This window comes from Paenibacillus sp. XP01, assembly GCF_057364885.1.
The window spans coordinates 588,524-609,464 of the sequence record NZ_CP139481.1; the positions used below are offsets into that span (position 1 = coordinate 588,524).

At 55.9% G+C, this 20,941-nt stretch carries 17 protein-coding genes; 14 read left to right on the forward strand and 3 right to left on the reverse strand.

All coding sequences use genetic code 11. The features are described from left to right. Positions 1-47 precede the first annotated feature (47 nt). From SNR34_RS02780 to SNR34_RS02825, 10 genes are all read left to right on the forward strand, one after another. Positions 48-1,370 (forward strand): M20 family metallopeptidase, encoded by a 1,323-nt coding sequence (locus SNR34_RS02780; protein WP_343262489.1) that lies wholly within the window; start codon positions 48-50, stop codon positions 1,368-1,370. Positions 1,371-1,424: 54 nt separating this feature from the next. Beyond that, positions 1,425-2,405, forward strand: coding sequence for an ABC transporter ATP-binding protein (locus tag SNR34_RS02785; RefSeq protein ID WP_236417519.1), 981 nt, complete (start codon positions 1,425-1,427; stop codon positions 2,403-2,405). Continuing rightward, the gene (locus SNR34_RS02790) at positions 2,402-3,364 is read left to right on the forward strand and encodes an ABC transporter ATP-binding protein (RefSeq protein ID WP_339275865.1); all 963 of its coding nucleotides are present in this window, start codon (positions 2,402-2,404) and stop codon (positions 3,362-3,364) included. Before SNR34_RS02785 ends, SNR34_RS02790 begins: the two co-directional genes overlap by 4 nt. 517 nt (positions 3,365-3,881) lie before the next feature. Further along, a complete protein-coding gene (locus tag SNR34_RS02795) occupies positions 3,882-4,583 on the forward strand; it encodes a dihydroorotate dehydrogenase electron transfer subunit (RefSeq protein WP_236417515.1) in 702 nt (233 codons plus the stop codon). Then, positions 4,564-5,496 (forward strand): dihydroorotate dehydrogenase, encoded by a 933-nt coding sequence (locus SNR34_RS02800; protein ID WP_486181073.1) that lies wholly within the window; start codon positions 4,564-4,566, stop codon positions 5,494-5,496. The genes SNR34_RS02795 and SNR34_RS02800 overlap by 20 nt, the downstream gene beginning before the upstream one ends. 286 nt (positions 5,497-5,782) lie before the next feature. Beyond that, positions 5,783-6,214, forward strand: a complete 432-nt coding sequence (locus SNR34_RS02805; protein ID WP_236417511.1) for a chemotaxis protein CheW — start codon at positions 5,783-5,785, stop codon at positions 6,212-6,214. A gap of 253 nt (positions 6,215-6,467) precedes the next feature. Next, the gene (locus SNR34_RS02810; protein ID WP_486181074.1) at positions 6,468-9,674 is read left to right on the forward strand and encodes a DEAD/DEAH box helicase; all 3,207 of its coding nucleotides are present in this window, start codon (positions 6,468-6,470) and stop codon (positions 9,672-9,674) included. A gap of 52 nt (positions 9,675-9,726) precedes the next feature. Then, positions 9,727-10,512, forward strand: coding sequence for a hypothetical protein (locus SNR34_RS02815; RefSeq protein ID WP_486181075.1), 786 nt, complete (start codon positions 9,727-9,729; stop codon positions 10,510-10,512). Positions 10,513-10,861: 349 nt separating this feature from the next. Then, entirely contained in the window at positions 10,862-11,830 is a 969-nt protein-coding gene (locus SNR34_RS02820) for a M15 family metallopeptidase (protein WP_236417507.1), read from the forward strand. Positions 11,831-12,024: 194 nt separating this feature from the next. Further along, the gene (locus SNR34_RS02825) at positions 12,025-12,417 is read left to right on the forward strand and encodes a RidA family protein (RefSeq protein ID WP_486181076.1); all 393 of its coding nucleotides are present in this window, start codon (positions 12,025-12,027) and stop codon (positions 12,415-12,417) included. Between the two features lie 194 nt (positions 12,418-12,611). On the opposite strand, the gene SNR34_RS02830 is transcribed toward SNR34_RS02825, so the two are convergent. Then, a complete protein-coding gene (locus tag SNR34_RS02830) occupies positions 12,612-13,745 on the reverse strand; it encodes a copper amine oxidase N-terminal domain-containing protein (RefSeq protein WP_486181077.1) in 1,134 nt (377 codons plus the stop codon). A gap of 300 nt (positions 13,746-14,045) precedes the next feature. Between SNR34_RS02830 and SNR34_RS02835 the strand changes: the two genes are divergently transcribed. Next, positions 14,046-14,573 (forward strand): GNAT family N-acetyltransferase, encoded by a 528-nt coding sequence (locus SNR34_RS02835; RefSeq protein ID WP_486181078.1) that lies wholly within the window; start codon positions 14,046-14,048, stop codon positions 14,571-14,573. 36 nt (positions 14,574-14,609) lie between these two features. Beyond that, the gene (locus SNR34_RS02840; protein WP_236417503.1) at positions 14,610-15,680 is read left to right on the forward strand and encodes a Gfo/Idh/MocA family protein; all 1,071 of its coding nucleotides are present in this window, start codon (positions 14,610-14,612) and stop codon (positions 15,678-15,680) included. Between the two features lie 37 nt (positions 15,681-15,717). On the opposite strand, the gene SNR34_RS02845 is transcribed toward SNR34_RS02840, so the two are convergent. Both SNR34_RS02845 and SNR34_RS02850 read right to left on the reverse strand, forming a co-directional pair. After that, complete coding sequence (locus SNR34_RS02845; RefSeq protein ID WP_236417502.1) at positions 15,718-16,083, reverse strand: hypothetical protein; 366 nt, start codon at positions 16,081-16,083, stop codon at positions 15,718-15,720. A gap of 119 nt (positions 16,084-16,202) precedes the next feature. Then, positions 16,203-18,764: a UvrD-helicase domain-containing protein gene (locus tag SNR34_RS02850; protein WP_486181079.1), complete on the reverse strand. Its 2,562-nt coding sequence runs from the start codon at positions 18,762-18,764 to the stop codon at positions 16,203-16,205. Positions 18,765-19,124: 360 nt separating this feature from the next. On the opposite strand from SNR34_RS02850, the gene SNR34_RS02855 reads away from it, so the two are divergent. Both SNR34_RS02855 and SNR34_RS02860 read left to right on the forward strand, forming a co-directional pair. Beyond that, positions 19,125-19,922: a zinc ribbon domain-containing protein gene (locus tag SNR34_RS02855; protein ID WP_236417501.1), complete on the forward strand. Its 798-nt coding sequence runs from the start codon at positions 19,125-19,127 to the stop codon at positions 19,920-19,922. A 71-nt stretch (positions 19,923-19,993) separates the two neighbouring features. After that, complete coding sequence (locus tag SNR34_RS02860) at positions 19,994-20,800, forward strand: TrmB family transcriptional regulator (protein ID WP_236417500.1); 807 nt, start codon at positions 19,994-19,996, stop codon at positions 20,798-20,800. Positions 20,801-20,941: the final 141 nt, after the last annotated feature.

Consider the following 20,941-nt stretch of genomic DNA (forward strand, 5'->3'; position numbering starts at 1 on the left):
GTCCTTGCTTGCATAACCATATCGGAAATACGGAGAGGAGCCTGACCATGATGGATTGGAAAAAGAAAGTGCTGGATGCGATCGAGGAAAATCAGGACGAGCTGCTTGAGCTGTGCTCCAAGCTCATTCAGTTCCCGACCGAAAACCCGCCGGGAGATTCCCGGGAAATTAGCGCGTTTATCATCGAATACCTGCATCAGGCCGGGATCGGCACCAAGGTGCACGCAGCAACGGAAACGATGCTGAACCTGGTCTCCACGCTGAAGGGCACAGGCGAAGGGGACGAAGGAAAACATCTGATCTTCTGTGGTCACACGGACGTTGTTCCTGCGGGCGATTTATCCCGTTGGGATTTCGATCCGTTCTGCGGCGAAATTCGGGACGGGTACATGCTTGGACGCGGAGCTTCTGACATGAAAGGCGGGCTGGCCGGCCTGATATTCGCCACAGCAATCCTGGCCAAGCTGGGCGTACCGCTTCGCGGTGATCTGTCGCTCATGATCGTGCCGGACGAGGAGACCGGCGGGGATCTGGGGGTGCCTTGGGTACTGGAACGCGGGCTTGCCACCGGAACGGCGGCTGTCATTGCCGAACCGTCCAGTCCACAGCATCCGACGATCGGACAGAAGGGCAGCTGCTGGTTCGAATTTACGGTGGAAGGCACGCCAGGCCATGGCAGCTTGTCTCCGGTCGTGGGCGAGAACGCCATCGTAAAGGCGGCGAAAGGCATCGAGGCGCTGCAGCGGTTGTGGGATATCAAACCAAACATCCCGGAAGAAGTGAAAGAGATCATCGGCATTTCGCAGCATTATGCGAAGGAACGAGAGCAGGCGGGGCTGGCTTATCAGGTATTCGATCACGTGACGGTGAACATCGGAACCATTACGGGCGGTACCAAAGTCAACGTGGTGGCTGATCGCTGCACGGTGCAAGTGGATTCGCGGGTACCGTTCGGCGTTGATTACCGTGACGTTCTGGACCGGGCTCGCTCCCTGCTGCTCGAAGCAGGCATCGAATCGGAACTGAAGCCGTTCGGTTTTCAAGGAAACGCCAACTGGACTCCACCGCATGAACCGATCGTAAGCCAACTGGTCGAGAGCATTGAAGAGGTGAGTGGCGAAGAAGCATACGGCGTGCTGCAATGGGCTTCGAGCGATGCGCGTCATTTCCGCAACCACAACATTCCTGTACTGCAATACGGCCCTGCCGAGTTGTCGACCATCCATAATTTCAACGAAAAGGCGCCGGTATGGCAAATTATCCAGTGTGCCAAGGTGTACGCGCTTAGTGCGCTCAAATATCTCGGCGTCGAAGGCATGCAAGATTCGGATCGGTCCGTATCTGCAGCCTCGAAAGTTTCTTCGTCATAAATCGTATCTTCGTCATCATTAAGCATTTCATCATCGAATTGGGAGGGGAATAACATGACTGCACTGCTCGAAGTGGCGGATCTGCGAACGGAATTCATCACGGACCGAGGAGTTATTCGCGCCGTGGACGGGGTGAGCTTGTCGGTGCGTCAGGGAGAGACGCTGGGCATTGTCGGCGAATCAGGTTGCGGCAAAAGCATTACCTCGTTGTCGATCATGCAGCTTCTGCCCAAACGCATCGGCCGCGTCGCTTCCGGCGAGGTTCGCTTTCAGGGCAAGGACATGCTTAAACTGTCCGGTCGGGAAATCCGGAAGATCCGGGGTAACCGGATGGCGATGATTTTTCAGGAACCGATGACCTCGCTGAATCCAGTGTTCAAGATTGGCAAGCAAATATCGGAGTCGGCGCGGTATCACCTGAAACTGGGCAAAAGAGAAGCCTGGGAACGCTCGGTCGACATGCTGCGCAAAGTGGGGATTCCCCGTCCCGAGAAAATCGCGGACCAATATCCGCATCAGTTGTCTGGCGGCATGCGCCAGCGGGTCATGATTGCCATGGCCATGGTGTGCAATCCGCAATTGCTGATCGCCGACGAACCGACCACGGCACTCGACGTGACGATTCAGGCACAGATCCTCGACCTGATGCGCGAACTGCAACAGACCGAGAACATGGCGATTGTAATGATCACCCATGACCTTGGTGTCGTAGCCGAAATGTGCGACCGAGTCATGGTGATGTATGCGGGACAAGTGGTCGAAGAGACCGATGTCAAGACGTTGTTCTCCGATCCGAAGCATCCGTACACCCGCGGGCTTCTGGCTTCGTTGCCGCAGCTCGCCGGCGATCAGGACAGGCTTTCTTCTATCCCGGGGCAGGTTCCGAATCCGGCACAGATGCCTGCAGGCTGCCGTTTCGCTCCGCGTTGCCCGGTGAGGGAAGAGCGGTGTGAACGGGTACAGCCCGAATTGCTGGAAACCGTACCCGGACACCGCTGCCGTTGTTTGCTTCAACAGGAAGGGGGATTGCAATGAGCGCCATTTTGGAAGTTCGCGATCTGAAAAAGCATTATCCGATCCGTAAAGGTTTGTTATCGAAACAGGTCGGCGCGGTAAAAGCCGTGGACGGCGTAACCTTGACTGTGGAACGTGGCGAGACGCTTGCTGTGGTGGGTGAATCGGGCTGCGGCAAATCAACGACGGGACGTGCCATTCTGCGTTTGATCGAACCGACGGACGGCGAGGTGTTCTTCGAAGGAAAGGACGTGCGCAAGCTGGCACCGGAGCAATTGCGGCGTTTCCGCACCGATATGCAGATGGTGTTCCAGGACCCGTATGCATCGCTTGATCCGCGTTGGACCGTGCAGCGTACGCTGGAGGAGCCATTGCTGACCCATCACAAGCTGGGAAAAAATGAACTGAAAACCCGGATCGAAGAGCTGATGGAAGTCGTCGGGTTATCCCCATATCAAGCCCATCGGTTTCCGCACGAATTCTCGGGCGGGCAAAGGCAGCGGATTGGCATTGCGCGCGCATTGGCGCTCAATCCGAAGTTCATCGTATGCGACGAGCCTGTGTCGGCGCTGGACGTATCCATACAGGCCCAGGTATTGAACCTCATGCAAGACCTGCAGGAACAGTTCGGCCTGACCTATATGTTCATCTCGCATGACTTGTCCGTCGTTAAATTCATCAGCGACCGCGTGGCGGTCATGTACCTTGGCAAAGTCGTTGAGCTTGCGCCTACGGCAGAGCTGTTCTCCGAGGCGCTCCATCCCTATACCAAAGCGTTGATGTCTGCCGTCCCTGTTCCTGATCCCGAAGCAAAAAAAGACCGCATCGTACTGGGCGGCGACGTGCCCAACCCTGAGAATCCGCCAACTGGCTGCACGTTTCATCCCCGTTGTCCTTATGTCAAAGAAGAATGCCGCTCTGCGATTCCGGAGCTGCGGGAGATTTCCCCGGGCCGTCAGGTGGCGTGCCATTTGTATTAGCAAGGAAAACCGTTCGCGTTATGCGCTGGACGGTTTTTTGGTTATTGATCGTATCGGTTTTTTTTATGTTCTGGAGGCTGAGGCGATGTAAAAGAAGAAGAAGGGGCTTTTAGCCTAGTTTCTTATAATATGTCGATGATAACTTAGAGAACAAATGCACAGGTTATGCACATGATTTAAATACATATGCACATATATCAACAGGTTTATTCACAGGTTGTGGGTAATTGTGCACAAGTTATTCACAATCCGGGGTTATTGATACAAAAATATAGTGTTTTTCCGAGTGATATGGGGACAAGCAGAGTGAATTTGAGTGTTATCCACAGAAAAATGAGAAGTTGCCGTTGTCCCATGAGAGAAAAATAATGGACCCGCCTTTGGACCTGGTTGTAGCAAGAGATGTCGAATGATGTAAGGAACGTATTGGATCGGTGAACGGTGTTCACTTATGAGGAACGTCACGTAAACTTGGCTGGTTATGCGATATAGTGGGTGGTTAATGGGGAGGGATGGTATGGCGAAGTTGATTTCCAATGAGGCGATTGTTCCGGATGTTCATGTTATGAAGGTAGAAGGGAGCTTCGAGGGCAGGATGGGGCAGTTTTATATGCTGCGCGGCCGGCACGGTTTCCCGCTGCTTGCGAGGCCGATCAGCATATATGATATCGCGAAGGAGCACATTTCCTTTTTGTATCGGGTGGTTGGCGAAGGGACGCGCATATTTGCCCGGATGCAGCCAGGGGAGGAATTGGACCTGGAGGGACCGTTCGGCAACGGTTTTCCGCAAGTGGACGGAAGCTTGGCGCTGATCGGCGGGGGAATGGGAACAGCTCCGCTGCTGCTTGCCGCCAAACGATATCCGGATGCCCACGTGTATCTGGGATTCGCGGAGCAAGCTTTCGGCGTTGAAGCATTCGAGGCAGCATCGTTGTCCGTTGCCGTTCAAATCGGGGGAAGTATCATCGAACGGGTTGATCCGGCACATTATGCGAACATGTTTGCCTGTGGACCGGCCCCGATGCTAGGGGCGCTTGCCCGCAAAACGGCGAATACGCCGGCAAGGCTGTATATTTCCGTTGAACAGCATATGGCATGCGGGATCGGTGCCTGTCTCGGATGCACGATCCATACTGCCGCAGGCAACCGCAGAGTATGCAAGGAAGGTCCGGTTTTTCCAATCGGGGAGGTGGGACTGCATGAGTTCTTTGGCATGTAACATTGCAGGGGTAGCTATGAAAAACCCGGTGATGATGGCATCGGGTACGTTTGGCTTTGGGAGAGAGTATGAGAGGTTCTACCCTCTGGACGTTTTGGGAGGCATCGTCGGCAAAGGGTTGACATTGCATCCCAAGCCGGGCAATTCGGGCCTGCGGATTCATGAGACGGCTTCCGGCATGCTCAACAGCGTAGGGTTGGAGAATCCCGGCGTATCCGCATTTTTGGAGCATGAATTGGATGAGATGATCCGCTGGAATACGGCGGTGATTGCCAATGTGGGTGGTTCCGATCCGGAGGAGTACGTTCAGGCCGTCACGATGATATCGGAAAACGCGAAGGAGCGCGGCGCGACAGGACGCAGAGGCGTGGACATGCTGGAGCTGAACATCTCTTGCCCCAACGTCAAAGAGGGAGGCATGCAGTTCGGCATTCAGACCGAGACGGCCCGGGATGTCGTCCGCCAAGTCCGGAATGCGACGTCCCTTCCGCTGATGGTCAAGCTGTCGCCCCAAGCCGAAAATATCGCGCGGATGGCAGCCATGTGCGAGGAAGAGGGCGCCGATGCGGTTTCGTTGATCAATACGTTTTCGGCGATGAAAATCGATGTGCGCAGACGCCGAAGCGTCTTTGCGAATACTTATGCAGGGCTTTCGGGGCCGGCCATTAAACCGATTGCCCTCCGCATGGTTCATCAGGTGGCGCGGGCCGTATCGATTCCCGTGATCGGCATGGGAGGCATTCGGTCCGCCGAGGATATCATCGAATTCGTCATGGCAGGCGCAAACGCGGTCCAGGTGGGAACGCATAATTTTGTTCGTTTGCGCGCAGGAGCGGAACTGGTGCGGGAGCTTGAGCAGTGGATGCAGCGTGAAAAGGTAAGCGATTTGGAGGAAATCCGGGGGATTGTCTAAATTATGGAATGCCAGAGGCGGATTCTGCCGAATGTTGACGAGGACATGCGATTTGCAATTGGTTTAGAAGCATGCTGACTCGTGAGGGACTTGACCATAGGCCGTGTACAAAACGGCGCCAAAAACCGACAATTCAGTCTTGATTTTGAGAACGGGTATGGTAGACTTCACCTTAACAGTGACTGCTTTATAATAAAGAAAGCGTTCGGGGTTTTGGACGCAAAGCCGTTAAGGCCAGAAGTATTACGCTACATAATTACGAAATCCGAAAGGGTATGGACAACTTATGAATGATGAAATTCAGTATATCCATTTCTCCGTGGGAGAACAGGTCTGCGCGCTGCCGATTCACCAAGTGCATGAGGTCATCAAAATGGTCCCGATCACCTCAAGCCCGTTCAACACCGGCGCGGTAAAAGGGTTTGCAACGCTGTACGGCAAAGTGGTCTCCGTGGTCAGCTTGCGTGCATTGCTGGGCATTCCCGAAGATGAAACCACGTCTTCGAACCGCATCATCGTTGTCCCTTATCAAGGAGCAAACGTGCCGCTTATCGTGGATTCCGTGGATTCCATCGTTTCCTACAAAGAGATTGTGGAGCCGTCGGAGAAGTACAATCGCTACATGAAGGGAGCGTTTAAGGGAATCGCGCACGCGGAGGATCATGAAGCGGGCATTCTCGATTTGGACGTTATTCTGGGCGACCTGCCGAACGCATAACCTGCCGAGCGCATAGAGAGAATTTTCAAAAATCAGACCGGATACCACATATGAACCTAGCGATGCTCCTCTCCCGACCGGGAAGGGGCATTTATTTTTTGGGGTAAGTGGGGCGGCAACAAAATGCTGCCGATATGGTTGTAAGCCATGGAGAGGGACCAAATCTGTTTTTTTTGTTTGTAGAGGTTTTTAAATCCAGGCATTTTCGTATATGATGGAGAGTAACAATGCAAAGGAATGACGGGAGACTGTAATGATGCAATCGTTGTATGGAGTATGGCTTGGTGACGTATTTTTTTGTTTTTCCGGAGAAACATCGGAGCCGCGCGTGGACGCGTGGAGTCATGTGGTGAGAAGGCTGAGCTTCGGCGACGGGGGTCGTCTGCTTCAGCCTGCCGCCCTGCGCCTGGCAGAGCTGCGCTGGCCGAATCCGATGAGGAATGCGTCGGAAGCAAAGGGAACGAGGCGTCGACAGCTGCTCGGCCGCACGTTGGAAGGTTTGGCTGTTTCGCCGAGGGATACATTCAAGCTGTTGCTTCATTATGACGAAAGCATTCTGAACGCAGCGGGCATCCAACCCGGGCAAGAGCTTGCCTATTGGGTCAAGGCCGCGAGGTTTGCGCAGGAGCTCCTGCTGCGCGGGGAAATTGCGCCGTCTGCCGAATTTGCAGCCAAAACGGGAGCCAGACGCCGTTCCGGCCAGGAAACGCTGACGGGGATTTGGAGACCGCGTCTCGTGCAGAAGGCGGACGCGGAACGTTTCCGCGAATTGGCGGAAGCGATGCCGCCCATCGGTTTGTCGGCTCCGGGAGTATATGCCTCGATGGAGCCGGAAACGCGCCAAGAAGCGGCGGCGGCCGTACTGTATTCTTTTATGAGCGGAATGATTAACGCCTTCGTCACGAAAGAGCTTGAAGGCATGGATAGTGAAATGTCCCGCTACCGCACGTCGTTCCGGCGGGGAATTTCACCGGTGAGCGAGCTGTGGTGGAATAGCCTGATTTCCATGTTCCGTCCGGTAACGGTGCAGGGCTCGACGGAGGAAATGGCCGAGTTCATCGATACCGTTCAGGAGGCGGGCGGTACGATGATGCCGGTGGTGCGCAGCGAAGAGCCGGTTCAGAACGAGGGCGAGTTGAAGCTCGCTCTTCGTCTGGAGCCGCCGCTGGGCGACCAGGAATCGTCATGGGGCATTACGTTTTGGGCAGAGAGCGTGCAAGAGCCGGGAATCAGGCTGCCGGCAAAGGCCGTATGGGCGCATCCTGAGAAGGATCTTCATCGGGGCAGGATTACCTACCCGTCCGTCGCGGAGCAGTTTTTGATGGCGCTCGGGCGTGCGGGGGAGCTGGCCCACGAACTGGAGGCCGCTTTGCTGCGGCCGTATCCGGAAAAAATCGAGCTCGAGCCGTTCGTCTTTTTCGAATTTTTGACGCATGGCGTGCCGCGGCTGCAAAAAGCGGGCGTGACGGTGCTCATGCCTTCCCGTTGGACGCGTTCCGGCAAACGGCGGGCGGGCCTGCGCCTGCAGATGCTCGGTTCCGGGACTGAACGGGCGCCCGGCTCGCCTTCAGCGCTTGGCATGGAGCAGTTGGTGGCTTTCAAGGCGGAGCCGATGCTCGACGGCAAACCGGTAACGGCAGAGGAGCTGGCCGCGCTTGCGGAAGCGACCGTGCCTTATATCATGTTCCGCGGCGAATGGATCGAAGTGGATACCAAGGAAATTCGCCAGGTGCTGCGATACATGAAAAAAGAAGAAGAGCAGAACATGCCTCTTTCCGAATGGCTGCATCTGGTCGCCGGAGAAGGAGAAGACGCCGCATGGAAAGGATTGTCCGTATTCGGGGCGGAATCGGAAGGCCTGCTGTCCTTCCTGCTCGACGGGCAAGTGCTGCGCAGCATTGAACCCCGCACGGTGCCCGAAGAGCTGCACGGGGAGCTTCGTCCTTATCAGGAACGGGGGTATCAATGGCTGTCGGCCATGCGCGAGCTTGGCTTCGGCGTATGTCTCGCAGACGACATGGGGCTTGGAAAGACCATTCAGGTGATCACCTGCCTGCTCGATTTGAAACACGAAGAGAAACAGATGGCGGCTGAGGAAGCGAATGAGCAGGACAATCTTGGTATGGGTTACGATGGGCTGAGGGAACGTACGGATTCAGCCTTTTCCGGGCAGGAGGGTTCGCCTGCATTGATCGTTTGTCCGACATCCCTGCTGGGGAACTGGCAGCGCGAACTGAAACGCTTTGCCCCCGATTTGTCCCTTTACATTCATCATGGCGGACAGCGTCTGCATGGCGAAGCATTCCGGGCAGAGGCCGGCGGGCATGACATCGTGCTGACCACGTATCACCTGGCAGGCAGGGACGGCCCGGATTTGGCTTCCCTGCATTGGTCCACCGTTGTGCTGGACGAAGCGCAGTATATCAAAAATTACCGCACCAAACAGGCGCAGAGCGTCATGCGTTTGTCCGCGCCGCATCGGATCGCGATGACAGGAACGCCTGTTGAAAACCGGCTGAGCGAGTTATGGTCCATCTTCCAGTTTCTTAATCCGGGATATTTGGGCACGGCGACGTCGTTCCGTCAGCGCTACTCCGGTGCGGGCACAGCGGAAGAGAACAGCGCGGCATTGCGCGAACTGCACCGTTTGGTGTCCCCGTTCATGCTGCGCAGGCTCAAAAGCGACCCGGATATCCGCAAGGATTTGCCGGAGAAGCTGGAACTGAAGTCATACTGCTCCCTGACGCCGGAACAGGCCGTGTTGTACCAGCGGGTAGTCGATGAGCTGATGGGCGGTTTGGACGGTCGGGGCGGCATAGCCCGCAAAGGGATCGTATTGTCTTCGCTCACGAAGCTGAAGCAAATTTGCGACCATCCGGTGCTGATCGACAGCCAGCGTAAGGACCATGCCAAGAACGAGGCGTCGGGCAAAATGGAACGCCTGCTGGAGCTGATCGATGCCATACGGGACAACGGAGAGTCCGCGTTGATCTTTACCCAGTACGTCGCTATGGGCGAGCTGCTCGTGTCGCGTTTGGCTCAAAGGTACGAGGAAGAGCCTTATTTCCTGCACGGTGGCGTTTCGAAGGCTCAGCGGGACGAAATGGTCGATACGTTCCAGAAGGGGGGAGGACCCTCCCTGTTTGTGCTCTCGCTTCGCGCAGGCGGCGTCGGCTTGAACTTGACCCGGGCAAGCCATGTTATCCATTATGATCGTTGGTGGAACCCGGCCGTGGAGAACCAGGCAACGGATCGCGTGTTCCGGATCGGACAGAATCGCAACGTGCAGGTTCACAAGCTGATCTGCCAAGGAACGCTGGAGGAACGCATCGATGAGCTGATCGAGAGCAAAAAGGCGCTCTCCGAGCAGGTGGTCGGCTCCGGCGAGAACTGGCTGACCGAGATGTCGGACGAGGAACTGCGCGGCCTGATCTCGCTCCAGGGAGAGACTTGGCTGTAGAACAGGACCCGGGCAGTCGGCTCGGGATCAAAGAAGCGAAAGGGGGATGGATGTGAGCGATCAATGGAACGTGCAACTGCAGATGCAGCCGTCTTCCGCTCCCGGAGCGTGGACGGCGGAAGTAAGCCCCGCATCCGGGCATCGTGCCGGGATGCGGGCAACTGGAGCAGAGCCGCACCTGGAGGATTCCGGCGCCGGCCCGTTCACGGTGACGGTCGTGCAGGCGCATCTGGACGCCGGCGCCCGCGCCGCCCTGCTGGCCGAGCTGCGTCGGCGCCCGCAGGCGCTGTACGCGCTGCTGCGCGGCGGCCCGGCTCCGGCAGAGCTCGCCGGGCTGCTGCCGGCGGCGCCCGAGGCCGGCGCGTGCACCTGCGGCCGCACGGGCTGCGCCCATGCGGCCGCCGCCGTGCGCGCCGCCGCGGCCCGCTGCGCGGCCGAGCCGCTGCAGCAGCTGGCGCAGGCCGGCCTGCCGCGCGAAGCGCTGCTCGCCGGCGTGTTTGGATCATGGGCCGAAGCTTTGGCCGATGATCCAAACGGCGCCAGCCGCGCCGCGGAGACGGCGGGCCGCCCGCAGGCGCGCGGCGGCGAAGGCGGCGCGGCCGTCGGCGAGTGGATCGCCGAGGCAGCCGCTGACGGCGCGCTGCACCAGCCCGGGCCGGGCTTCGGCGCCGTGCAGGTGCAGCTGGCCGAGCCGGGCAAGCCCCCGGCACTGCCGCAGCTGGAAGCACTGCTGCCGGGCAAGCCGGCGGCAGCAGGCCTGGCTCTGATCCGCGAGCGGGTTGCCGCGCGGCTCTGGCAGGCTGTCCGGCCGCAGAAGGACAGCAAGGCAAAGACGTGATATCGGGGTTAAACGAAGCGGGAGATGCGAATGCATCCCCGCTTGTTCGCATTGAACCAGGGGATGCCCTAAAAGGCCGAAAACGGACCCATGCGGCCGTCCGTACGCCATGATGAGAGGAGAAAACCTCTCAAGGATGGCATTGCCGGTGGAGGTTCGCGTTCTTTTAAGGTATACTGTCGCAGGGGAAGGCAGACCGCAAGGTGTTGCCGTTTCCCCGTGAACCGGCTTGGCTGAATGCATGCCTTTTCCTTCGTTCGTCTAATTCAAAAGGGGAAAAGCTTGTCCGTCGACCGGGATTTGACATCATTCGAATTCATCAAATTGATTACAGGATAGGAGTTATAACATGAAAAACAGTAACAGCAGACAGCGCCGCATTGTGGTTATGCTGTCTTCCTTCATGATATGTGCGGCACTGCTGACTGCATGTCAGGACAGTTCCGGCACCGATGGCAAGGCGGGCCTGAACGCAGGCGGGGACACCGTGCAGGGAACCGACGGAACGACCGTTCATTTTACCGAGGATCACGGCGGTGATGGACAACCGTCCGCTGGCAACGGCGATGCTTCGGCTGAAACCGGCGGAAACGGCGAGGGGAATTCCTCTGCCGGCGAAGGACAGGCTGCCGAAGGCGGCAGCGGGGGCGGAGAAACCGCAGTCTCAGCTGCCCTGATGGAGAAACGCAGCGTCAGTGCCCTGCAGAATACGATCGACGGGCAATCCGTCGTGACCAATGCCGAAGCGATGACCGTCATCGTTAACAAACAGCGCAGCCTGCCGGAAGGCTATGAACCGAATGATCTGGTCGAACCGAACGTGCCGTTTTCCTTTGACGGACCGCATGAGAAGCGCCATATGCGCAAAGAAGCCGCTGAGGCGCTGGAGAAGCTGTTTGCAGGTGCAAAAGCGGACGACATTGAACTCCGCGCCGTTTCCGGCTATCGTTCGTACGAGCGCCAGGTTTCCATTTACAACAACAACGTCAAAACCAAAGGGGAAGAATATGCTTCCCGCGTCAGCGCCGTGCCTGGACGAAGCGAACATCAGACCGGTCTTGCCATTGACGTATCGAGCCCAAGCGTGGGCAATGTGCTGGAAGAGTCCTTCGGCAAATCGAAGGAAGGCCAGTGGCTGGCCGAACATGCAGCCGAATATGGTTACGTCATCCGTTATCCGGACGGCAAGGAGAGCATTACCGGTTATGTGTACGAACCTTGGCATATCCGCTATGTCGGCACAGATTTGGCTCCGGATGTCGTCAAAAGCGGCCTGACGCTCGAAGAATACTTCGACGCAGCCAACATCAAGCTCTAATGAGGACTGCGGCCTCAGTGCCGCTACGGAAAAGCGGGCCTGTCCGCTTCTGAACAAAAGCCTTTCGCACAAACGCCATCAAGATGCACTCGGCGTGTGGGCGAGAGGCTTTTTACGTGCTGTTCGGCACATGGACATGCTGATATAATTGAAACGACAATGGTGAAAAATGACAAATAAGCGAGGGTGACAATATGAGCAGGCAGCAGGTGTTTACGGGGTCCCCATGGGAACCGCTCGTGGGATATTGCAGGGCAATCCGTGTCGGCAACCGCATTGAAGTGGCGGGAACCACCGCCATGCAGGATGGCGTTGTTGTGGGGGCGGGTGATCCTTATGCGCAAACGCGTTTCATTTTGCAGACGATTGAAAAAGCCCTGAAGGAACTTGGTGCCGATCTGTCCCATGTTGTGCGGACCCGCATGTTCGTGACGGACATTTCCCGCTGGGAGGAAATCGGAAAAGCACACGGCGAGTTTTTTGGCCAAATCCAGCCTGTCGCTACGATGGTCGAGGTCAGTGCGCTGATCGATCCATTGCTGATGGTGGAGATTGAAGCGGAAGCCGTCATCGAAGAGAACGAGTAACCTGTCGCAATCCGCCGCAGCCAATATGAATTACGGCTCAAACGATCATTTCCGGCCTCAAGTACGGGGCAGGCGGGATGTACATATCTTTTGCTTCGTTGATTTGAAGCAGGGTGCAAATCAACGCCAAAAACCCTTATTCGTGCATGACGAACATGCTGAATAAGGGTTTTTGGCATCATTTAAACTATAGCTTACTTCGGTTGAATTTCCGCCCCATCGGCTCTGTCTGCCGGAGACGGCAATCCGTCGGTCATGCTGGTGCCGTCAGCATCCGTATCCACGACAAGTTTCCAAGCCGTTCCGATCGGCGGCAGGCTGCGAGTCAGAAGTGGGCTGTAAAATCCGATAATCGCGGCATCCTTGGTCAGCACGTCAGCTTTCAGCGTTTTTCCTTGAGGATCGACAATTTGGGTATCCTCATTGATGTTTAGAATGACGCGGTCCTGTGAGGTCTCAGACAGCCCGATGCCCGAGATTTCGATGCGCGTAACGGCATGGCCCTCGCTCGTTACTTGTTCGATTTTGCCCGCGGTACCCAGAACTTCGGAGTTTTCCGATTTGGAATCCATTTGATCAAGTACGGTGATGCGGTAGGTAGGAGTTTGTGGCGGCAGGCTCATGGTCATGATGATTGCATGCTCTGCTTCAATAGTCATGCCGATGGACAGATCGCCCAGCTTCAGTGTTTTGCCATCAGCGGTTTGATACACGGTATCCTCGCCGACGTTGAGTACGATGCCTGACGTGCCGACGCCGCCGATATGAACGGAAGCGTATTTGTCTTTTTGGTTGATGCTTGTAATGACGCCGCGCTCAATGATGGTTTTGGCCTGCTCTTCCGACGCGATGGATACCTGGTTGCCCGTTGTGCTGACTTGCGCTTGCAGCACTTTCTCGGCGAAGGCTGCCGGTATGTACATCTTGCCGTTTGTGATTTCAGGGGCAGTTCCCAAGGTCAACAGCATTTTGTTGTACGAATATTGGTCTTTTCCTGTCGTAACGATCGTCCACAGGTTGCCTTTGCTTAATTCGGCGGATTTGTTTTCCTTGTTCCATGTCAGTTCAATGCCGAGCGCATCCGCAAGGTCGCGCAGCGAGATCATGGGGGTTTTTCCGTCTTTATTCCAGTATCCTTCAGCGATGGCGGTATCGTTGACATGGACTTTTACCGGACTCAAGGCCTTGCCCTGACCCTGAACCGTATTCTGAACGATGTCCTGGCTGCTCACGGGGATCGCGTCTGATCCGCTGTTTAATTCAGCCGCATAGGCAGCCCCTCCACCGAGTGCCAGAGAGAGAACCATCAGGGCGCTAACTTTTTTCATGTTGTTGTTCATTGTTGATCATCCCTTTCATTCTTGTATGGACGTTGGCACATTTTATCAATGACCGGTCGTTCATTCTCTCTAGACGGGACTTCTTTGCCGAGTGTTGCACTTATTTATGAGTTTCCAGCGTTAAAGTATGAAGGCGTTACAAAATAGGAGCGATTTGACGTATTTTTGCTTAACATATACGTGAATCGATGGGATATTTTGTGTAAAATAGGAAGCAGTGAGCAGGGTTGATCCATTGACGGTTAGGTTGGGGATATCCGCCTGAACCAATGCAGCTGCCGAGGCTCCATGAATAGAGGTAACTCAATCGAGTTGGCGAAAACGGAGGAGAAGCGAACGATGAGCGACATGCTGGTTGCACTGTATCGATTGCCGGAACAGGACAAGGAGCTTGATGAGTTAAGACAAAAGGGCATCGTCATTCGCAAGCCGCTTGCACCGGAAAAGCAGGTCGTGTTGGATTGGGTGAAGTCGCATTTCAGCCAGGCTTGGGCCGACGAATGCGACGTTTCTTTTTCCCGCCAGCCTGTAGCCTGCTATATTGCAGTGGAGCATGACAAAATGATCGGGTTTGCCTGTTATGAGGCAACCTGCCGCAATTTTTTCGGCCCGACAGGGGTCGGCGAACAAGCGCGGGGACGTGGAGTAGGGAAGGCTTTATTGCTAGCTTGCATGCATGCCATGCGTGCAGAAGGGTATGCCTATGCCGTTATCGGGTCCGCAGGACCAGTGGATTTCTACGCCCGTACCCTTGGTGCCGTTCCGATTGAACATTCGACGCCGGGCATATATGAAGGCATGCTGCGGGCAGACTAGAACAACCTGATTACGGATAAGGGAGGAAGCGCGAGGATGAATACGGGCAAAAGGCTGCATATCGGCATGATTGGCACAGGCTCCATTTCGGATCTTCATCTTAGATACTATGCCCAGAACGAACAGGCCGTGATCTATGCGATCTGCGATCTGAACGAGCAGCGGGCTGCGGCAGCGGCGCAGAAATACGAGGCACAGTCGGTGTACACCGACTACCGTGAAATGTTGAAAGACCCTCATGTGGACGCCGTCAGCATCTGCACATGGAACAATACCCATGCCGATCTTGCCATCGCAGCTTTGGAAGCGGGAAAACATGTCTTGCTGGAAAAGCCGGTTGCCACCACGGTTGTGGATGCGCTGCGCATTCAGGAGGCGGTAAAGAAGAGCGGCTGCACCCTCGTCGTCGGATTCGTCCGGCGTTATGACAACAACATGCAGATGCTGCGCAGATTTGCGGAGGCCGGGGAGTTCGGGGAACTGTACTACGCCAAGGCTTCCCTTCTCCGAAGGCACGGGAATCCGGGAGGCTGGTTTGCCGACAAAAATCGCTCCGGCGGAGGTCCCCTAATCGATCTGGGCGTACATATCATCGACCAATGCTGGTACATGATGGGCAGGCCCAAACCGATATCGGTAAGCGGCAATACGTACCGGAAGCTGGGCAACCGGGCAAACGTAGAGCATCTTTCCTTTTACAAAGCAGCCGATTACAGTTCAGCCGTCAACGACGTGGAGGATATGGCCAACGCGATGATCCGATTCGAGAACGGCGCTTCGCTCGTCGTGGACGTGAGCTTTACGCTCCATGCTCGCAAGGATGAAACCTATGTGAAGCTGTACGGCGAGCGAGGGGGGCTCGAACTCGAACCGGAGACGCTGATCGTTGCGGAGAAACATAATACGATCCTCAACATCGAACCGCAGACGGATCATTCCGGTCTTCATATTCACAGTGCGTTCCAGAACCAGATCGACCATTTCGTGGATTGCTGTCTGAACGGCACGGAGCCGATCAGCCCCATTGCCGATGGCGTGACTTCGACGAGAATGCTGTGCGGCATTTACGAGTCTGCCGAGAAGGGAAAAGAAATTCGTTTGGACTAAACGCATTCACTTGGGACTATTAGATATAGACTGGAATCTACTTGTTCATCGGTGACTGTTCATAACCAGGGTCGTCATAGTCTGTATCCTGAAGACGGTCAAGCACATTCATTTCTTCAATGGCCTGACGGGTCGGCAGCGTTCCATGATGATGCAAAAAGGCGTACAGCAGGACTAGTCCATTTGCAAACCGCTCACTTGCATCATCGTGATCAGCCGACTTATAAGGTACGGGAGCGCGTTGCAGCGTGTAGGCATCGTCATTTTCCGCAAGATCCATCAGCTCCTCCAGCCTGGCCAGCTCTTCGTCATCCAGGACGACTTCGAAAGGCGTTGATTCGCTGCGGGACTGTTCGATGAGGTTATGGGTTACCGATACATAATAATGCTTTTTTTCGACCATCCTCGTTCAACCTCCATTCAAAAATGGAAAAAAGACGCTTTCCACTGTTAATAAACAGCGGAAAGCGTCATGAAACGAAATGAGAACGGAAGGGCAACGTCCTGAGCTCATTGTATAGTTTATCTGAAGCGTGCATCCCTTCCGGTAACGGGAACGCTGCGTGTGCCCGCCTCCATGGGGCCGGAGCACAAGGGGCATGCAGGCGGACCCGAGGCAGTTCTGCGCCCGGAGCTGCTGCGGGAGTGAGTGTCCGTCTTCTGCCGCAGCCACGCCTTGCACGTCGGCGAGCTGCATTTCCAGATCGCCACAACTTCCGTGCGTCCGCCGCCGCTTGATGTTCCACTATTTGTGGCGGATGCCGAAATGGAGGACGTGTTCTGCCGGACGCTTGGCGTACTGTAGGCTTTGTGATTGCGTACTTCCCCGCTTCGCCTGCGATCCTTTGGCTCCGGTGTTTCGGCATCGCCGCCGTTGATTTTGCGCCTGTGGATCATATCCCTTTTGCCGGAGTCTGCTCCGGAGCGAGTGGGAGAGGCGGAGCCGTTGCCATAGGATCTATGCGAGGAGCCATAAGCTCCGGAATCCGTGTTTTTGCGTTTGTCCGGTACGGTGATGCCGAACGCCTCCAGCAGAAAACGCGACACATCGGCAGGTTTGCCGTGGTGGCTGGCAGGAGAAGTCACGTACAGGTACTGCTTGGCACGCGTTACGGCTACGTAAGCAAGCCGCCGTTCTTCCTCGATCGCAAGCTCCAGGTCGGCAGCGGTTTGCTGCACGGTGAGGGCGGCCTTTTGATCATCGGGCAAATCTTGCCGGAGGGCCGAGCTATGCGGAATGATGCCTTCACTGGCGCCGATCCAGTACACGCAGGGAAATTCGAGCCCTTTGGCCCGATGGATCGTCATAAGCTGAACGGCATCGCTGTCCTCGGCTCGGCGCAATGTTTCCATTTCCCTATGCCTGCGGGACAGCTCGTCGGCGAAGCCGATGAATTCTTCGACGGTTTCGAAGCGTTTGGCTGCCGCTTCGAATTCGTCGAGCGTCTCCAGCATCGTTTCCCGGTAATGCGTAAATATGCTGGGGTCTCCGCTCTCCATGTATTTGTCGTAGAATTGGCGCCGCATTTCCTGAACGGCAAAGACCGGTTTCATTTTGCTGAGCGATTTGATCAGCTTGATGCGTTCCTTCACTTGTTCCTGCTGGAAAGGCTTCAGCTTATCCCATTTGGCCAGATGAATCAGCGGATACTTCTTGGCCTGCTGTTGTTCGGAGCGTTGAATCCACTCCAAGCCGGCATCGCGGGATACGTACAGCGGACCGAGCGCGCTGGGGAGTGCTTCCGCCGAACGGGGGTTGAGCGACAACCGCAGGTGATCCATCAGCGGCCGGATCAAGGACTGATCATAGAAGACAGGGGATGCGCCATGTTGAATGAAGGGCACGTCCTTCAATACCAGTTGCTCGAAAACGGCCCGGCTGCTGCTCGCGGTACGGTGAAGAATCGCAATGTCGCGGTAACGGAACATGCCGTCCTCGACCTGGCTGCACAATTGCTCGACGACCCAGGCAGCTTCCTCCTCGGCATTGGAGGGCGTTGCGAAGCGTGGTGCGTCACCGCGATGTCCGGCCGCTCGCAGCGTTTTGTGGCGCCTGCGTTTGTTGCGGGCAACAAGCTCGCTCCCAAGCCCCAGGATGCGCGCATCGCTGCGATAGTTGATGTCCAGCGTCACGATGCGTGCTCCGGGATAGACTTTATCGAATTCCAGAATCGATTCCTGCCTCGCACCATTAAAGGTATAGATCGTCTGGTCGTCATCGCCGACAACCATCAGGTTGCGATGCGCCGATGCCAGCTTCTGCACGATTTCGTATTGAAGATGATTCGTATCCTGGAATTCGTCGACCATGATGTACTGGAAGCGCCTTTGCAAGGGCTCAAGGACGGCCGGATCGCGGAGCAAGGCGGCGGCACGCAGCAAAATATCATCGAAATCCATTTTGTTCCGGTCCCGTTTCCATTCCTCGTATCCGATCAGCACACGTTTGGCGTCGCGTTCTTCCTGCGTTTTTTCGGGGAGGTCGGCCGTTGCGGAGCCTTGCATTTTCCAGGCGGACAGCATGGCAAGCAGGCTTTCTGGCTGGAATGCCTCACTCATGCCATATTGGCGCAAAAGCATTTTGATCACGGTGTGCTGGGCTCTCGGTTCGCCGAAGATGTCTTCTTGCGTGCCGTAGTGGCGAAGCAGCGTCAGCGCAAAGGAGTGGAACGTACGGGCCTGCACCGCTCTTGCGGCTGCCGGGCGAATGCCGGGCAGGGAGGCGATGCGGTCCTTCATCTCCGCTGCGGCTTTATTCGTGAACGTCACCAGCAGAATGCTGCCGGCGTGAACGCCGTGAATTGCCATCAGGTAGCCTGCTCTGGCAGCCAGCACCGTCGTTTTGCCGCAGCCGGCACCAGCGAGGGTGAGCAGCGGGCCTTTGTTGTGGCGCACAGCCGAAATTTGCGGCCCGTTGAGCCGGATGCCGGCTTCCTCCAGCGAACGGAAATAGGCTGCATCCGCCTCGTCTGCCCTGACGAGCTGCCTGCTTGTTTCCAGCGGCGCCGAGGGCGATTGCGGCAAGGAAGCAGCGGCGGTAACCCCCAGGGGACGGGGATAAAACGTTGAGTTCGGACTTAACATCATTCATCCACCTCGATATGATTCAGGGATCCGTGAAGATCCCGTTAAAAGTAATCCATTTGCCCTTTTCACAATCCCATTGTAAATTGGTATGATAGGGTTAGCCGCCCGAATGGGCGAACAGACAGGGCCAAAGCTTCATTATACCGAACGTATGGTCCTGACGAAAGCCCCCGATTTCATCCAAGCGGAGGAACGAAGGGCGTGGATGAGGTTTTGCGCAACTTTTCGCCATCACGTCGTATAAGTTATATGTCGGGGCGTGACGTACCTGCTAATGATGAATGAAAATGAATCTATCAAAGGCTTTTCTCGTTGAATCGAGCGATTCAACGTTTGACGGACGGAGGAGGAGATGTCATGAAATTGCTTCAACGTATCAAAAACGGAGCAAACCGCGCTACGGAACGTGCACAGCACGCGGTTGAAATTGGCAAATTGAACAATCAGATTTTGGGCTTGCAGGAGGAACAGAGAGTCCATTTTACAGATATGGGACGTATTTTTTACGAAGGCTACCGGGCGAATGACATGATCAATATCGAGAAGGACATGGTGGAGCTTTCGAATCTGTGCGATGAGCTTCAGGATGAAATCGACGGATTGCGTACCAAAATCGCGGAATTGAAGAACGAACGCTTATGCGAATGCGGTCATGTTGCCTCGCTGGATGCCAATTTTTGTCCGAAATGCGGACGCAAGCTTGGCGAGTTTAAGCCTGCTGCACAACAACAGGCTGATCCAGGATACCCATCTGCGCGCAACGAAGCTGCAGTGTCTCTGAGCAAGGAAAGCCCTGCCCCAGAGAATCCGAAATCGATGCCAGCGGAGGAGGAAGATCCGTACGAAGCGGCCATCCCTTCCATTGCCGATCTGGAGGAAGAGATGGAGTATAACGGCATGGATTTCACCCAAGAGGAGAAGGAAGCTTTCGATGCCGAGTGGGAGCGGCGCCGCGAGGAGGAAATGCAGCGCGAACGCGAGCGCCAGCAGGAATTGGACGAACGGATCAGGTATTGGAAGGAAAACAATCCGATTGTGGGCAACGTTCATGTGCAGAATGAGGTTGCCCGCGAATTGGTGAATTGCCAGATTTGCGCCTCGGAGCTGCCGAAGGGCTCCAAATGGTGCCCGCGCTGCGGAGCAGAACAGATTTGAAGCAGTAGAATGGCTGCTTCACAAAAGAGGAGAGGCAGCACAGGTTGTCGACAGCATGGGGGGACGGGATAATGGACCGACTGCTGCATCATATCCGTCATCTTGGCTTTACCGAGATGGAAGCAAAAATCATGGTGGAACTCGCCAAGCACGGTTCGGCTTCGGGTTATGAGGTTGCGAAACGCCTTGGCGTGTCCCGCTCGAACGTATATGCCGCGCTACAGCGAATGGAGCAGCGGGGCTTTTTGCTCCGCAGCGCCGGCGAGCCGGCCAAATACAGCGTGCTTGAACCCGAGGAACTGACGCGTATGATCACCGAGCAAATGCGTTCATCGCTCGATTACGTGCAGAGCAGCATGCCTAGACATGAACCGGAACAGCCTGCTTTTTATAATCTCGAAGGTGACCGGAACGTGCTGGATGCGCTAAGCCTTAAGCTGGCCGAGGCGAAACACGAGATCGTGGTGGATCTTTGGTGGGAGGAGGCCGAGCTGCTTCACGTCGAACTCCAGCGCGCCGAAGAGCGGGGCGTACGCGTATTATGGTCTTGCGATGGCGGAGAGGGAGGTATGGAACCGCCTGTCCCGTGGGCATTTGATTCACTGGGTGGCATGAGCAATGGCCGGAGATTCACGCTGGTCGTGGATCGCCGCTGGTGCATGCTTGGCATGCGTGGGGAAGCATGCATGACTCAAGCCGTAGTCACGGCTCATCCGGCCATGACGGGTCTGCTATTGAACCATTTTGCACAGGCATTGGTTCTGTTTGAACTGGAACAGGACATGGGCGGGGAACTCGAGGCGCGATACGGACCGCGTTATGCCGAGTTGGCTGCACGTTACTGGGGGGCATTTCCCGAAGGAAATTCGGGAAGCTGATCCATGCGAGATTAGGGGATGCTCTCGCTCAGGTAGGGAGCAGGGCGGAGCATCCGGACAGGTCTTGCGTTTTTCATATTTGAGGCTGCAACGAGGCGCTGCGATCGGCAGCGCCTTGTTGTATTATCGCGTTATGAAACA